This window comes from Prosthecobacter algae (genome assembly GCF_039542385.1).
In the GTDB taxonomy this organism is placed as follows: Bacteria; Verrucomicrobiota; Verrucomicrobiia; order Verrucomicrobiales; family Verrucomicrobiaceae; genus Prosthecobacter; species Prosthecobacter algae.
In genome coordinates, this window is sequence record NZ_BAABIA010000004.1 from 525626 (window position 1) to 541840 (window position 16215).

Below are 16215 nucleotides of genomic sequence, written 5' to 3' on the forward strand. Positions count from 1 at the left end.
TTCTCGTCCGTTGCCCTCATCTGCTGCGTCATGGAGTTCGAACACCTCGTTCAAGAGCACTACCAGGGGCTTTATCGCTTCGCGCTGAGCCTTGCCCAGCGGGAGGCAGACGCAGCAGACCTCACCCAGCAGACCTTTCTTCGCTGGGCCACTCGGGGCTTCCAGCTCCGGGACCGCAGCAAGGCCAAGACTTGGCTCTTCACCACCCTCTATCGCGAATTTCTCACCGGCAGCCGTCGCGCCGTTCGTTTTCCCCATGTGGAACTCTCCGATGCGGAACCTGAACTACCTGCCGTGCAGGATCGGACGATGGAGGAGATGGATGGCCAGTCCGCCCTGGATGCCCTCGGTCAGTTGGATGAAACTTATCGCGCTCCGCTCACCCTGTTTTATCTTCAGCAGCACAGCTACCAAGAAATCGCCGAAATCCTGAATGTCCCCATCGGCACCGTCATGTCCCGCCTTTCTCGCGGGAAAGCCCAGCTCCGCCAGAAACTCACCTCCGTCCGCGAAGACACCGATTCCCCCGCCTCACCCAAAGTGATTCCTTTTGCTGAACCCCCACGTGCTAACCGCCATGGATGACTCTGAAATCCAGCTTCGTCTGAGTGCCTGCCGCCCCCACGGCCAGGACAATGATGATCCTCTCCTCAAAGAGGCCCTGGAGACGCTGCCTCAGCGCCCAGCCCTCATGGAATGGTTTGCCCAGGAGCAGGAGTTCGACCGCAAGATGTGCAAATGCACCTGCGATGTGCCTGTGCCGGATACCCTGCGATCAGAGATCCTCGCCGCCGCCAAACTGACCGCTCCTGTCCCCCGCTGGCAGCGCCTCCCCTGGCTGGCCGCCGCTGCCGCCATCGCCCTCACGGGCATCTTTTTCACTCTCTCCGAACCTGCCTCAGCTGGTACCCCCACACTCGCTCAGTTCGAGACCGAGATCGTGGACATCTTTGACTCCATGAAAAACCAGGGCTTTGGCCTGGATCATGTCACCGGAGAGATAGCCAATGTCAGCGCTTGGCTGGGTACCCAGGGCGCACCCAAGCCCTACGTCGTCAAGCCTTGCACCAAGGAAGCCCGGCCCTTCGGCTGCCGCACCGTCACTTGGCGCGGCCAGAAAGTCGCCATGGTCTGTTTTGGTCGGGGTGATCAGGAAGCCCACCTTTTTGTCGTGCTTAAAGAGTCCCTTCGCGACTCGCCTGACCAGCTCAACCCGGAAAAGGTGGAAAGAGTGGAAGGCTACCCCGTCGCCTCCTGGTCCTGCCGCAAGTATGTTTATGTCATGCTGGGCGACTCACCCGAGACTAACCTGGACGAGTTTCTCGTGGCCAGCTCAGATCTCAAATGACAGCGGCTGGCGCAGCCGGTCGCGCTCCAGCACATCCGCCAATGTCGTCTTCTGCAGCCACTCATTGACGTCATCCCGCAGGCTACCGAATACCTGCCCCAGCCCGCATCCCCCAGGAATGCCACATTCACAGGCTGCCCCTGGCTGATCCGTCATCGTGGCGCAGTGGATGGGCTCAAACGGCCCGTCAATGAGCTGCACAATTTCCCCCAGGCTGATCCGCAGCGGTGCTTTTTGAAACTGGTAACCGCCGCCCACGCCACGCTTGCTGCGCAGCAGGCCTCCATTTTTCAGGACCAGCAAAATCTGCTCCAGGAACTTCAGCGGGATACGCTCACTCGCGGCGATGTCTTGAATGGAAAAGGTGGATGTCTCAGGCGAGCGAGCCATCGCCAGCAAGGCACGCATGGCATACTCGGCTTTACGGGAGAGCTTCATGAAGACCTATGCGTTAAAGGAGTTTGATTTTGAGGCAACCAGCAAAGGCAGCATTTACGAAATTTTTTTTGACAACTGGACTCGTTTCTGGCCAAACTCTCATTGTTCCTATGAAATGGATTTTCTCCCTCATCACCCTCGCTGTTCTTTCCTCCTGCACCACGAAGCCCTACATGGTGGGCAGCGTGAATGAACAATTTTACAAGCGCTATCGCACCCCGGGTGCTGGCTACCACAAAAAGGGTGAAGTCCGTGAATACGACTACACCTGGCAGGAGCGCCTTCAGGGCACGGCTCACCTTCCGGTGGCCTTCCGCCAGAACCGCGCTAAGGTCGTTTACGTGCAGGAAGAGGCCCCAGTGGCCGCTCCTTACACCAGCAGCAAGTAAGCTGGCTGCCTTTTAGGCCTCTTTTAAAAGCGGTCTCCTGAATGGGAGGCCGCTTTTTTCTTCCCTTCGGCAGCACTGGTTGTCTGCCTTAAAACCCCATCAGGTCCCGGATAAGCCCCTTTGAAGCCAATATTTGTTCAAGAATGTTTAGAATCTTGAAAATAAACCTTGATTTCCCCTGTTTATCCAGCACCCTCCGCCTCCCCGAAAGTCCGAAATATATTTGATCTCATGGCAGTAGCAATCCGTCTCCGTCAAGAAGGCTCCAAAGGCCGTCTGTTCTATCGTGTCGTCGCCGCTGACCAGCGTTTCAAGCGCGATGGCCGCTTCCTCGAAATCCTGGGCACCTACGATCCCCAGAAAAAAGAAAGCAACATCAACATCGACCTCGACAAGGTGAACTCCTGGATCTCCAAGGGTGCCCAGCCGACTGAGACCGTTCGCAGCCTCATCAAAAAGGTCGCAAAGGTCGCTGCCGCCAAGTAATTGGCCGAAAGACATTTCTTGTTTCCGTTGTTGCTCGGGCTGACGGAAACATTTTAATTGCTTGTCATGGACGCCCCCGAAGCTCTTCGCGAATTCCTGACTTATGTGGTGGCCAATCTGATTGACCACCCACAGCAAGCTTCCATCGCCATTGGCCACAATGCCAATGGCGTTTTGGCGTTCAGAGTCCAGCTCGCCCCGGAAGACGTCAAGCACGTCCTCGGCAAAAACGGCATGACGGCCAGCTCCATCCGCTCCTTGCTTACAACGGCGGCTGAGAAGCATGGCATCCGCGTCAGCCTCAAGATCGGGGCCGCCAGAGACCTGGAAGGTGAAGAAACGCCCGAGCAGGAACAGCAGCGCGAAGCCGCCTCCGCTGACTGTTGATGCGGACCCTGGACGGATGTTTTCGTCCTGTTTTTTGCTCCGCCAGCGGTTGCACAACTCGCCGCTCCGCATTATCCCCCGCGTTCCCTTTTCATGCCGCTGACTCTTCACGACACCCTTTCCCGTACCGCCCGTGCGATCACGCCTCTGGATGGCAAGACCCTGCGTTTCTACTGCTGCGGCCCCACCGTTTATGGCCCGGCCCACATCGGCAACTTCCGCACCTTTGTCGCTCAGGACGTGTTCCGTCGCGTGATCGAGCAGGGCGGCCTAGCCACCCTGCATGTGCGCAACCTCACCGACGTGGATGACAAGACCATCCGCGATTCTCAAAAGGCCGGCCAGTCCCTCACCGACTTCACCCGCCACTGGACGGAGAAGTTTCACGCCGACTGCGCCGCCCTCAATCTGCTGCCCCCGCATGTGGAGCCCAGCGCCGTAGCCCACATCCCGCATCAGATCCGCATGATCGAGACGCTCATCGAGCGCGGTCATGCCTATGCCACCCCGGACGGCAGCGTCTATTTTAAGGTCGCCTCCTTTGCTGACTATGGCCGTCTCTCCCATCTTGAGGACCGCGAGCTCAAGCTGGGGGCATCGAGCGCAGCCAGCGCCACAGACAGCGATGAGTACACTAAGGACTCCCTCGCTGACTTTGCCCTCTGGAAAGGCAAGAAGGCCGAAGACGGGCCTAACCATTGGCCGAGCCCCTGGGGCGAAGGCCGCCCTGGCTGGCACTTGGAGTGTAGTGCCATGTCCCTGGAGTATCTGGGCGAAGACTTCGATGTCCATGGTGGCGGTGTGGACCTCATCTTCCCGCATCATGAGAATGAGATCGCCCAAAGCTGCTGCGCCACCCATGGCAAGTTTGCCCGCCATTGGTTCCACGTCACCCATCTCATGGTGGACGGCGGTAAGATGAGCAAGAGCCTCGGCAATCTCTACACGCTTGAGGATCTGGGTGCCCGTGGGTTCACTCCGGTTGAGGTGCGCTACGTCCTTATCAGCGGCCATTACCGCACACCGCTCAGCTTTACGGTGCACTCTTTGGAATCTGCCCGTCAGGCTTTGCAAAAGATGGCCAAGTTTGACAAGGCTTTGCGGGAGGTTAGTGGCCTAACAGGAGATGTGACAAGCAATGAGCCCGGCCCGTTTGCGACCGCCTGGGAAACGCTGAACGATGACCTGAATGTGCCCGGAGCCCTGGGCGACATCTTCGGCACGATCAACAAGACCAAGGCTGCTTCCTTGTCCAAGGACGAAGCCACGGCGACTCTCGAGGGCTTCCACTTCCTGCTTCGTGCCCTTGGTTTGAAGCTTCCTGTCTTGGCGGATGAAGCGGCCATCGAGGTGCCTGCGGACATCGCTGAACTGGCGGAGAAGCGCTGGCAGGCCAAGCAGTCCAAGGACTGGGCGGCGGCTGACGTTCTGCGCAAGGAACTCGATGCCGCTGGCTGGATCATCAAGGACAGCAAAGAAGGCTATCAGGTGCTGCGCAAATAACGGGTGAAGCCGTTTGCCCATCCAGAGCTGAGGGCACCTGCCCTCAGCTCTTTGGGTGAAGACTAGCGCTTCTTCTCTTTGGGCTGCTTGCCGCGCACGCTCATGCGGAAGGGCACGCCGGGGGCGGGCCATTCTTTGCGGATCACGCTTTCCAGGAAGCGGAGATAACCATCGGTCATCTTGGCCGCGCGGTTGGCGAACATGACAAAGTGCGGCACCGGGATGGAGACGTCTTCGGTCTCGTTCACCTGAGTGACATAGAGCAGCTTGAAGGTCTGCGGGCTGCGTCCCAACGGGCCGGGGGTGTTCTCGATGGTCTCGTGCATCAGGCGGTTCAGCACGCCGGTGCCGATGCGGCCCTGGGCACCTTTGCGCACGCGCTCGATTTGGACGAAGAGCTTGCCGACGTTGTCGTTGTTCTTGGCAGAGGTGGCCACCAGCGGAGCGTAACTGAGGAAGAAGAACTCGCGGCGCATGGTTTCGGCCAGTTCTTCCAGGCGATCCTTCTGCTGGGCATGGGGATGGAAGAGGTCGAACTTGTTCATGACCAGGATGCAGGGCTTGCGTTCTTCAACAATGAGCTGGGCGATCTTGCGGTCCTGCATTTTGGCACCTTCGGCGCAGTCAATGACGAGGAGGCAGAGGTCGGCGCGCTTGATGGCGGCATAGCTGCGCTGGATGCTGAAGATTTCCACGGCGTCTTCCACCTTCGCCTGCTTGCGGATGCCGGCGGTGTCGATGAGCTGGTAATGCTTGCCGTTATACGTGCAGTGAACGTCCAGGCTGTCGCGGGTGGTGCCGGGCAGGTCGCTGACGATGGCGCGTTCCTGGCCCATGATGGCGTTCACCAGGGAGGACTTGCCGGCGTTTGGGCGGCCCACGATGGCCAGCTTCAATGGCCGCGCGGAAAGGCGTTCTTCACGGGCTTCCTCCGTCTCTTCTTCGGTCAGTTCCAGCTTCTCGACAATAGAGTCCACCAGATCATCAATGCCGTAGCCGTGGACGGCGCTGACTTCGGCGGCATCGCCAAAACCAATCTTGGCAAACTCTCCGGAGCCGAGGCGTCGTTTTTCGGAGTCGGACTTGTTGGCGACGAGAATGACAGGCTTGTTTGTCCGGCGCAGCATCTGGGCGAGGGACTGGTCAATGGTGGTGATGCCTGCCGTCACATCCACCACGAAGAGCAGCAGATCCGCAACATCCAGGGCGATGGCGGCCTCCACCTGCACCTGCTCGGTCAGGACGTCTTCCGTATTGGCGCCGATGCCGCCTGTGTCCATGATGTTGAAGACCTGGGGGCCACGGCGGCATTCGGCCGTGATGCGGTCACGGGTCACCCCTGCAAGGTCATGAACGATGGAGATGTTCATGCCGGCAAGGCGGTTGAAGAGGGCGGATTTGCCCACATTCGGGCGGCCTACGATGGCGACGGTTTTACGCATGGGATGTGTTTTTCTAAAAAGGGATGGGGCCGGGTCAGTCGTGCTTGCCTGAATGCTCCTGCACCTGGCGTACGCCAGCAGCAAGATTGAGGAAGCCTGAGATGGCGGTGAAGGCTCCGGCGAGAGCCGTGGGCCAGATGAGGAAAGGGATGTCGAGCATCAGCCACAGCACGGCGGCGAACTGGGCAAAGGTGGCCACCTTGCCCGTCCAGTGGGGTTTGATCACACACTTGCCGGTGAGATAATCAATGAGGAAAGCCCCGCCGATGCTGGCCAGATCGCGGAAAATGACCAGGGTGGGGAACCACAGCGGGAAGTGCTGCCGCCAGCCGGTGAAGCTCAAGGTGATGATACCGGAGAGCAGCAGGAGTTTGTCTGCCAGCGGGTCCAGAATGGCCCCCAGGCGGCTGCGCTGATTGAAATGCCGAGCCACGTAACCGTCCACCGCGTCGCTCAGTGCCGCGATGGCAAACACCGCGATGGTCCACCAGCGCAGCGTCTCATTGGCCTTTCCAGAGGCCACGCTTTCCCCATAATACACCGCCAGCCCGATGAAAACCGGGATGAGGAGGATACGGAAGAGGGTGATCTGAGTGGCGAATGTCACAGCGAACCTTCCCTTTAAACCCTGGGGCGTGGATTGCAATGCGTTCTGTTTCTCAGGCGAAAGCACAATTCTGATAGGGGTCAGGAATTGATGGGGTGGGAGGAGTGAAATATGGGAGGGAAAATAGTGCCAATGCTTAATCTGAGTTGCGGGGGAAGTTCCCTCGCTTTATCTCCAGGGGATCTTGATGAAATCATTTTCTGTGACTTTGCTGGCTGTGCTGAGCGTCTTGGTGGGTTCGATGGAGACGGCATTGGCCGCCCTCAAACCGAAGGCTGAGGAGATATGCTCGTTCCCGGCGATTCCACGGGCGGATTACATTGCGCGGAAATTGGTGAAGCATCCTGGCAACGGCTGGTTTTACGGCATCACCACACGCCGCTTTCTTGGCCGTTATGTGATGTTCCGAATTCGATTCAACGGGGAGTTTGAGCCGGTTCATGTGTTTCAGGACACGCAGGATTTTAACACGGCTCCATCTTTGGAACTGACGATAGGGCGTGATGGTCATTTTTACGGGGTCATCAATCCTGTGGACGAGGTGGGCGTGGGCAGCTTTTACAAATTGAGCCCTGAAGGCGTGTACACTTCTTTGGGCAGCTTTGGTGGAGGCTATTCAGTGGGCAAACTCACCGAAGGTGCCGATGGGGAGTTCTACACCCTGGGCGATGCGGGTGGCACCAAGGGATATGGGCGTGTGATCAAAGTCACCTCTGCGGGCGTTCACAGTGTGGTGGCGAGCTTTGCCAGCCAAGTGGTCAGGAGAAGCTACTGGGGACAACTGACCCTGGGACCTGATGGCAATTTTTATGGGCTGAGCAATACCAGCGGTGTACCGAATGACCAAGGCTCGGTGTTCAGGATGACGCCCTCGGGGTTGTTTACCAGAATCGCCGCTTTTGATGGAGGCAGCGCCGGGCAGCGTCCGTTTGGAGATTTGTTGCTGGGCCCGGATGGCAACTTCTATGGCCTGGCCCAGGGGGGATGGTGGGGAAATGTCTTCAAGGTTACCCCCGCCGGGGTCCTGACCAATCACTATTCCGTGCCTAGTCGTGTTCCCGGCAACATCGCTGAATTCAAGGGCCTGTCCCTGGATGATGCGGGGAACCTTTGTCTGGTAACGGAGAGTGGCATTTACAGGATCAGCCCGGAAGGAACGGCCACGACGTTTTTCGAGGGACTTACGTATGCCTCCACGGGGATTGTCCAGGGGGACAATGGTCTTTATTATGGGATCAAGACGCAAGGCGGGCACCTCAATCTGGGCAGCTTTTATTCGATCTCCGCGCAGGGGGCCCAGGCGACGGTCATCGACTTTGGCCGGGTGGGCCACTATGGACCACGTGGCAGTCTGACCCTGGGGCCCGACGGAGATCTGTATGGGATGACTTCGAGCACAGTGCAGTATGGTATGGGCAGCATCTTTCGGCTGACGTCTGAAGGCGAACTGACGACCCTGGTGCGTTTTGGAGATACGGCCGGTCTTCCGGGAACTTTCCCCCGAGGTCATCTGACGCGGGGAAATGACGGGGCTTTTTATGGGATGACCTCCAGTGGAGGCGGCGGAGGCGATGGCAGCATTTTTAAAATGACTCCTGAAGGCGTTGCCACAAATTTGGTTAACTTCTCCTCCTACAGCGGGCCCTATCGCGGTTATGCCCCGGTTGGCAGCCTGCTGCTGGCGGCAGACGGATTTTTCTATGGAACGACCTATCGGGGGGGCATTTCGGATTCGGGAACGGTGTTCAAGATGTCGGCAGGGGGAGCTGTGACGGAGTTGGCCGATTTTACCTGGCTCAATGGCCGCTATCCGGTGGGGAGCCTGGGGGTGGGCCCAGACGGTTACCTGTATGGGATGACGTCGGCTGGCGGCAGCTATGGTTATGGAACCATTTACCAACTGATGGCCACTGGGGCGATCACCACGGTGGTGGAATTTACCGGAGATGAGCCCGGTGCCAAAGGTGCCAGTCCCTGTGGCAGCCTGATCCTGGGGAGCGATGGCAATGGATACGGCATGACCCAGTATGGAGGAGCGTCGGATATGGGCACGGTGTTTAGAATCACCCCAACGGGCCAGTTTACGACGCTGGTGGAGTTCACGGGAATGACGGGAAGCCGAAAGGGAGCGGAGCCGCGCGGCAGCCTGACCCAGGGGCCGGATGGCCGTCTCTATGGCATGACCTCGGCCGGGGGGACATCGAACCTGGGCGTTGCCTTTGCGTTGACCACTTCGGGCAGCTACTCGCTGCTTCTCGATTTCAAAGGCAGCAGCCGTGCGGAAGGGGCTGAGGAGGGGGCCGTTCCGTTGGAGGGTCACTTCATCACGGGGGCTGACGGCCATCTTTATGGCATGACTTCGGAAGGTGGCAGCCGGGGTGGTGGCAGTGTCTTCAGACTGAATCTTTACACAGCGATTGCGGTGAGCGGCAATGGTGTGCCCATCGTCCGAGGTAACAACCCGCCGTTGGTGTCGGACAACCGCGATTTTGGCCGAGTGAAAGTGGAAGGCAGCAGCGCGGGCCGGGCCTTCACGCTGAGCAATCAGGGGACCATGCTGCTGAATCTGGGGAATGCCTCGCAGATCCTTTTTTCGGGAGAGCATGCGGGAGATTTCTCGGTCAGCTCTCCGCCGTCGGCCTCGGTGCAGCCGGGGGTGGGGACGGGCTTTGGCCTTCTGTTTAATCCCTCGGCTGAAGGGTTGCGGACCGCCCAAGTGACCATCACCAGCTCTGATGTCAATGAGGCCCCCTTCACCTTCAATGTTCAGGGCTATGGCACCCTCAAAGAACCGGAACTGCAAAAGCCGAGCGTGAGGCTGGCGACGCCGACGGGTAAAGTGGTGAGCCAGACTTCGCCCTTGCTGGTGGCAGGGACTGCCAGCGACAATGTGGGTGTGGCGAAGGTGGAGATCTCCTTGAACGGGGCTGAGGCCGTGACCGCGACTCTGGGCACGAGTGCCAAACCGACCGCCGTTCCATTCACTGCGAGTCTGGTACCCGTCATCGGAGCCAACACGCTGCTCCTGACGGTGGAGGACACGTCTGGCAACATTGGCACGCTGAGTTACACCTTTACCTTTGAGCGGCGTTTCCAACTGAGCCTGGTCCGCGAGGTCCCGGCTGCGCAATCTGAGACACCCGACAAAGTGGGGACGGTGGCCCTGCTGGCGACGCCCGCCAAAGCTGCCACGGCGCTGGTCAAAGCGCCTCTGCCACAGACTGCGGCCGTGCTGCCGGGAACGGTGCTGAAGGTGACTGCGACGGCCCGGCCGGGCTATCTGTTCAGCCACTGGGAAGAGCTGCCGGAGGATGCGTTGGCTGTGGCGCAGACGGTGGTTTTCACCATGCCTGAGAGGGATGTGCTGGGTGTGAAAGCAGTGTTTGTGGAAAACCCGTTGCCAGCCTTGTTTGGAAGCAAGGCGGCGGTTCATCAGGGACTGTTGCGGCCTAAAGAAGGCACGGCTGCCAACATTCAGACGACGGGTTTTGTGAGTGCCACACTGACGCCGACGAGCGGTAGCCTGAGCGGAAAGGTGTATGCCGGGGGTGCCATCGTGCCTTTCACGGCGGTGATGCGGGGGGATGGCAGCGTGTGGTTTAAAAAGGGTGCGGGATATGCCCGGGGCTTTGGCTTTCAGGACAAGGAGCTGTTTCTGGAATGGACTGAAACGGGGCTGGTCCTGGCGCTGAACGGCCCGGCGGGGGCTGAAAGTTCCGGCACTGCGGGCCCGATGAAAGCGGCTACGGCGGACCTGCTGGATGCCAAGGGCAAAACGGGGATCTACACGATGGCCCTGGCGGCGATGGGGCAGGAGCCTCCGCGCAGCCTTGCCAGCTATCCCCAGGGGACGGGCTATGTGACCCTGACGCTTTCTGCCAATGGCACGGTGAAGTTGGCGGGTCTGCTGGCTGATGGCAGCAAGATCACGGCGAGCAGCTTTTTGACGACGTCCACGCGCAGCGCGTTCTTCCTGCAACAGCCGACACCGGGGGCCGCCACAAAGCTGGGGAGCTTGTCTGGGACGCTGGTCTTCAAACCTGCAGGGCGGCCCGATGACGATATCATCTGCACCGATGCACAATGGTTCCGCCCGGCGGTGACTGAGGGGAAAAATCTGGCCACCCAGCTCTACACGGCAGGTTGGCCGGAAGGGGTGAGCCTGGATGGTGCGGGGGCGCGGTATGATGCCTTGCTGACCCTTCAATCTGCCCTGGGGCTGGACGCGATGAACGAGGCTGGCAATGCCATTTTGGGGGTGGAGTCCGGGCGGCTTTCCGCAGGGAAAGAGTGGCGGCTGAATGTGGACGGCAACAAGCTCTTGAAGCTGGATGCGGCCGACGAGACCTATACGCTGACTTTCAATGCCAAGACGGGGCTGATGCAGGGTACCTTTGCGCCGAACTGGAGCCAGCCTGCGAAAGCCCTGCCTAAATTCACGGGCCTGCTGATCCAAAAAGGTACTTACAAGGGAGCGCATGGTCATTCCATCAGCAATGCCGTGGGGGACACGGATCCTGAAAGCAGCAATGTTTCCCTCTGGTGGCCTTGAGCCTAACGAAGAAGGATGGCAAAAAGATTTTTGGTGAAAGATGGAGGTCGTTGTTCTTTCCCCTCTTTTTACCAAAGATTCGCGCCTGAGCGAGTCTGCCATCCGCCCTATTTTTAGATTTTTTATAACAATAAGTGTGTTTAGCAAAGCTTGCGCGGAGGCAGCTTGGACGGCTGGTGGAGGTCGGGGAAGGAGGATGGGTGTGCGATGAGGCGTAGGGCGGGGATGGGTGGCTTTGGCCGGGCTGCCGTGGGGAGATGAGGAGTCTTTAATGGAAGCGCGGATTTTTCCCCATTTGGGGATGGGGTAGGGGCAAGTGCCTGAGAATCAGGCGATTGGGATGGGGACGAGATGGGGAGAGGTGGGTGGTCGGCCAGGCTGGCAGGAGGTGCTTCCGTGAGCGAGGGGTTGGCGGGTTGCGGTGTGGGGGCCTGAGCGGTTAATCCATGAAGGTCGGCCATGAGGGAGGTGAACCGGGTGAGGGCTTCCTCTGCGGGTGGGAGGCCGGTGAGGTCGCTGGCGAGGGTTTGGCGGTTCAGGCTGGCGAGCAGGGCGCGCTGGGTGTCGGAGAGGGCGGGTTCTGATGAGGCTGATTCGGCTGGGGAAATGGCCTCGGTCTGGCTGCTGCGGTTTGGGCGGTTGAGATGCCAGCCCTGGAGGCGGCAGTAGAGGGCGGCGGCGCGGAACTGGAGGGGAAGTGCGGGGCGGCTGCCATTCATGATCTGCCAGAGCCAGACGAGCATTTCTTCGCGGGTCTGGGGCATGAGGAGAAGCGAGGGCGCGAAACGGTCGCGGAGCTCGGCGATCTGGGGGAGGCAGGTCCTGAGGTGGGCAGTGCGGAGGACGATTTCCGGTGAGCGGGCAAGCTGGCGGCTGCGGAGATTGGCATTTTTGGCGCTGAATCCGGCCTGGAGGTAGGCGGTGACGGGATCGTGGCCGGAGGCGAGATGAGTGGCGAAGGCTTCGTGGCGGGGATCTGGCAGGGTGAGCGGGTGCATGGCGGAAGAGCAGGTTTTGGATCATTGTAAATGATGTTTAGCGATGTTAAAAGTGATAAATTGATGGGTATTGAGGGTGGAGTTTTGGGAGGGGGTGATTTGGGGCGGACGGGACTCGGGGGTGGGGATGGGCTTTTTTTACAGGATTAACAGGATGACAGGATTAACAAGATGTGTGGTAAGGGGGCGGATGTGGGATGCATGGGGCGCGTAGATGTTGTGTTTGGGGCGGATGATGGGAGTGGGATGCTGCGCATCCGGTGGGTTTAGATGCGGACAGGAGTGTCCACGCTCCTCTCGAGGCACTGGCGAGGTGGACGGGGGCGTATGATGGGAGGGACGGAACCCCGTTGGGGTTCGACGGGAGGGGGTGTCCGATTTGCGGGGACCAGGGTTGAGCTCGTGAGACTCGCTCTAACCCTTCGCTAGGGTGCGGAATCCCGTTGGGCTTGCGCGGGTGTTTGGTCCATGTGTGAATGTTCGTATTTCCGGGCGTTCCTTCAAGGGTAATCGCGGGTGCCAATGAACCATTTCGCAAGGTATTGAGCTTCGGTTGTCATGTTTTGTCATGCACGAATGGGCTTCCAGCGCTGTGATTCGCATGGTTTTACAAGGTGCCAATGCATCCGATTTGCCTGTCTAAGCTACCCTAGAGCAGCAGACAAACGATTGCGCAGTCTCGAGGCTCGAATCGGCCCCAGACCATCCTCTCAGGCGGAGGGAAAACCGGCATAGGCATCATTTAAGAACAGGCGAAAAATAAAGCCCCACAATCTTTGAAAAACTGCCTAGATTCGCATTAAGACCCACCTGATACGCATCGAATGCCGCCCTCCCCACCCATTAATAACACCGAATCACGGAAGGCACCGTCCACAGGTGACATCGTTCGCGTCCGGTCCCGTGTTCATGTGGTCGAGTCTGCTCAATGGGCACCCTACGGCACCACGGTGGAGCTGGCTTGTTTGGAGGACGCTTCGCAGGGGGAGCTGACCTCCGTCCTCTGGGAAGCAGAGCTAGACACCCGCATTCTCACTCAGCAGGCCTGGGAATCCATTGGCCTGAAATATGGGAACCGCGACTTCGATTCACGCGAGTATTTCGCTTCGTTCTACAACACGCTCCGCTGGAATTGCGTCACCGCGACGGACCCCAACCTCTTCCAGTCTCCCTTCCGTGCAGGCATCAACCTGGACGCATACCAGCTTGAGCCACTGCACAAAGCTCTTCGCCTCCCTCGTGTGAATCTCTTTATCGCGGACGACGTGGGTTTGGGCAAGACCATTGAGGCGGGCCTCATCGCGTCCGAGTTGCTGTTGCGGAAGCGGGTTCAAAACGTCGTCGTCTCCTGCCCGCCTTCCATGCTTCACCAGTGGCGCGCCGAGCTCGACTCCCGCTTCGGCCTGGAGTTCAAGATCCTCGACCGGGAATACATCGAAAACGTGCGCCAGCAGCAGGGCTTCGCCATCAATCCCTGGACTACCTACCCGCATTTCCTCGTCTCCCATCGCCTGCTGATTGACGACACCTATGCCGCCCCGCTTCGGGAATGGCTCGGTGGGCACAAGGCTCAGTCTCTCTTCATCCTGGATGAGGCGCACCATGCAGCCCCGGCCAGTGGCTCGAAATACGCCATCGACTCCCGCTTCACCCGCGTCATTCGGGATCTAGCCCAGTGCTTCGAGCATCGCGTTTTCTTGAGCGCCACGCCGCACAACGGCCATTCCAACAGCTTCTCAGCCCTCCTGGAGATTCTCGACCCGCAGCGCTTTGTCCGTGGCGTCCCCGTTACCAAGTCCCATCTGACCGATGTCATGGTCAGGCGTCTCAAAGGCGATGTGCGTGCGCTCAAAGGCGGCTTCCCGGACCGCGTGGTCCGTCAGATTGATATTGATGGCCTGCCTGCCAATGCACCCGAGCTGCGCCTGAGCGAAATGATGGTCCGCTATCAGGCCATCCGGGAGGAGCAGGTGAAAAACGAGAAGCAGCACATCCGCAACCGCTCACTCATCGTCTTCTCCCATTTGCAGCAGCGCCTGCTTTCCAGCCCGGAAGCCTTCGCTCGCACCATCGGCAAGCACGCAGAGACAGCCGACCGGAAATTCTCGCCAAAGGCCAGCATCGCCTTCCTTGCCAAAGGCATCGACCCCGACTCCGAGGAAGCGCTGCTCGATGAAGAGGAACAGGAAAACCTGCTCGCCTCCGAGTTGCAAAAAGCCGATCCCATCATCGCACTCGACAAAGAAGCCACCACCCTCCTCCGCGACATGGTCGGGCTCGCCAATGAAGCCCGTTATCAGCCGGATGCGAAGGTGCTCAAGCTCCTCGACTGGATCGCCCAGCATCAGTGTCCCGGCATTGCCCGTCGCGGTCAGCCCGTTCAGACAGGCGCGGCTTGGACAGACATTCGGGTGATCATTTTCACCGAGTGGGAGGCCAGCCTCACCTACCTGCGGAACATGCTCCTGGCAGCCATCGGCGGGACCGACCGCTCGGATCAGCGCATCCAGATCTTCCGAGGTTCCACCGGATCTGACGTCCGTGAGGCCATCAAAGCTGCCTTCAATGCCGCCCCGGACAGGCACCCCATTCGCATCCTGCTGGCCACCGACGCGGCAAGGGAAGGCATCAACCTCCAATCCCACTGCCACCACCTGTTCCACTACGACATCCCGTGGAATCCGGGCCGCCTGGAGCAACGCAATGGCCGCATTGATCGCAAGCTCCAACCGGAGCCCACGGTTTACTGCCACTACTTCGTTTATCGGCAGCGCCAGGAAGACCGCGTGCTGGAGGCCTTGGTGAAAAAAACCGCCCGCATCCAGCAGGAACTCGGCAGCCTCTCCCAGGTGCTGGACCGCCGCATCGCTCAGAAACTCGAACTCGGCATCACCATGGCAGATGTGTCGAAGCTGGTCGCCAGCATCGACGCCGAAGACGCCACCGCAGAGCAGGCCGCATCCCAGGCGGAACTCGAAGCCGCCCGTGAGCGGCAGGATGTCCTGCAAACCCAGGTGACCATGCTGGAAAATCGCATCGAGCAGGCCCGCCGCTGGATCAACTACTCGCACCCTGCCTTTGAGCAGGCGCTTTCCACCTCCCTGAAGCTGAACCGCTACTCACCACTCGTCGCGGACACCACTGCCGCCGATGGCGCGACCTGCTATCGCTTCCCCAATGTCGCCACTGAGCAGGCTCTTGACCCCAGTTGGACCGCCACGCTGGATACCCTTCGCGTCGCTCCAGAGAAAGGTCGGCGGGATCACCAGTGGCGGAAGGACTGCCCTGTCCGGCCCATTCGTTTCACTGCGCCGCCCACGATTGATGACTCCAGCGTCCAGCTTCATCTCGGTCATCGCGTCGCGAAGCGGCTGCTCTCCCGCTTCCTCTCCCAGGGCTTCGTCAATCACGACCTCTCCCGCGCCTGCCTGGCGCAGTCGGACGATTCCGTTCCCCGCGTGGTCCTTCTCGGGCGGCTTGGCCTTTTTGGAAAGCACGCCACCCGGCTGCATGAGGAAATCATCACCGTCACCGCCCGCTGGGAGCCGCCTGCGAAGCGTGGCGATGCTCCTCTGAAGCCCTATGGCCGCGATGCCGAGGCCCGCACCATGGAGATCCTGGAGCGCTCCCTGCTTAGTCAGTCCGCACCCATTCAGGACGCCTCTCAGCAGCTCCTCCTAGATTCCATCCCCGCTGACATCAAAGCGCTGCTTCCCGCGTTGGAAGAAAGGGCCAAAGAGGCCGAGACCGACGCCCGCCGGAAGCTCCAGGACCGTGCCGAAGCCGAGGCCAAGGCCATGATCCACCTGTTAGAGTCCCAGAAAAAGCGCGTCGAAGCCAAGCTCTCCGAAACCCTGCCCCCCGACCAGCTCGAACTCGCCCTCGGCTTCTCCGCTGATGATATTGCCCAGGTGGAGCGCGAGGCCAAGGCTCAGCGCAAGTGGCTGGAAGACTACGCCATCCAGATCGTCGAGGAGCCCGCCCGCATCCGCGAGTTCTACGAGATCAAGACACCCCGCATCGAGCCCGTGGGCCTCGTTTATCTCTGGCCTCAGAAATCCTGAT

General features: G+C 59.7%; 12 protein-coding genes. 8 read left to right on the top strand and 4 right to left on the bottom strand.

Annotated features, from left to right (window positions below):
- Positions 1–30 precede the first annotated feature (30 nt).
- A complete protein-coding gene (locus ABEB25_RS12015; protein WP_345736651.1) occupies positions 31–585 on the top strand; it encodes an RNA polymerase sigma factor in 555 nt (184 codons plus the stop codon).
- Positions 578–1348 (top strand): hypothetical protein, encoded by a 771-nt coding sequence (locus tag ABEB25_RS12020; RefSeq protein WP_345736652.1) that lies wholly within the window; start codon positions 578–580, stop codon positions 1346–1348. Before ABEB25_RS12015 ends, ABEB25_RS12020 begins: the two co-directional genes overlap by 8 nt.
- Here ABEB25_RS12020 and ABEB25_RS12025 read toward each other — a convergent pair.
- Entirely contained in the window at positions 1334–1786 is a 453-nt protein-coding gene (locus ABEB25_RS12025; protein WP_345736653.1) for an RrF2 family transcriptional regulator, read from the bottom strand. The two genes, ABEB25_RS12020 and ABEB25_RS12025, sit on opposite strands and share 15 nt — an antisense overlap.
- A gap of 110 nt (positions 1787–1896) precedes the next feature.
- Between ABEB25_RS12025 and ABEB25_RS12030 the strand changes: the two genes are divergently transcribed.
- From ABEB25_RS12030 to cysS, 4 genes are all read left to right on the top strand, one after another.
- Complete coding sequence (locus ABEB25_RS12030) at positions 1897–2175, top strand: hypothetical protein (RefSeq protein WP_345736654.1); 279 nt, start codon at positions 1897–1899, stop codon at positions 2173–2175.
- Between the two features lie 231 nt (positions 2176–2406).
- Positions 2407–2661: a 30S ribosomal protein S16 gene (gene rpsP, locus ABEB25_RS12035; RefSeq protein WP_345736655.1), complete on the top strand. Its 255-nt coding sequence runs from the start codon at positions 2407–2409 to the stop codon at positions 2659–2661.
- Positions 2662–2727: 66 nt separating this feature from the next.
- Complete coding sequence (locus tag ABEB25_RS12040; RefSeq protein ID WP_345736656.1) at positions 2728–3048, top strand: KH domain-containing protein; 321 nt, start codon at positions 2728–2730, stop codon at positions 3046–3048.
- A gap of 93 nt (positions 3049–3141) precedes the next feature.
- A complete protein-coding gene (gene cysS / locus ABEB25_RS12045; RefSeq protein ID WP_345736657.1) occupies positions 3142–4551 on the top strand; it encodes a cysteine--tRNA ligase in 1410 nt (469 codons plus the stop codon).
- A 62-nt stretch (positions 4552–4613) separates the two neighbouring features.
- On the opposite strand, the gene der is transcribed toward cysS, so the two are convergent.
- Together der and ABEB25_RS12055 are read right to left on the bottom strand one after the other, a co-directional pair.
- On the bottom strand, positions 4614–5993 hold the full coding sequence (gene der / locus ABEB25_RS12050) for a ribosome biogenesis GTPase Der (RefSeq protein WP_345736658.1): 1380 nt from the start codon (positions 5991–5993) through the stop codon (positions 4614–4616).
- A 34-nt stretch (positions 5994–6027) separates the two neighbouring features.
- The gene (locus tag ABEB25_RS12055; RefSeq protein ID WP_345736659.1) at positions 6028–6600 is read right to left on the bottom strand and encodes a CDP-alcohol phosphatidyltransferase family protein; all 573 of its coding nucleotides are present in this window, start codon (positions 6598–6600) and stop codon (positions 6028–6030) included.
- Between the two features lie 187 nt (positions 6601–6787).
- Here ABEB25_RS12055 and ABEB25_RS12060 point away from each other — a divergent pair, with 187 nt between their 5' ends.
- Positions 6788–11152: a choice-of-anchor tandem repeat GloVer-containing protein gene (locus ABEB25_RS12060; protein ID WP_345736660.1), complete on the top strand. Its 4365-nt coding sequence runs from the start codon at positions 6788–6790 to the stop codon at positions 11150–11152.
- Positions 11153–11292: 140 nt separating this feature from the next.
- On the opposite strand, the gene ABEB25_RS12065 is transcribed toward ABEB25_RS12060, so the two are convergent.
- The gene (locus ABEB25_RS12065; protein ID WP_345736661.1) at positions 11293–12150 is read right to left on the bottom strand and encodes a hypothetical protein; all 858 of its coding nucleotides are present in this window, start codon (positions 12148–12150) and stop codon (positions 11293–11295) included.
- Between the two features lie 824 nt (positions 12151–12974).
- Here ABEB25_RS12065 and drmD point away from each other — a divergent pair.
- Complete coding sequence (drmD, locus tag ABEB25_RS12070; protein ID WP_345736662.1) at positions 12975–16214, top strand: DISARM system SNF2-like helicase DrmD; 3240 nt, start codon at positions 12975–12977, stop codon at positions 16212–16214.
- Position 16215 lies beyond the last annotated feature (1 nt).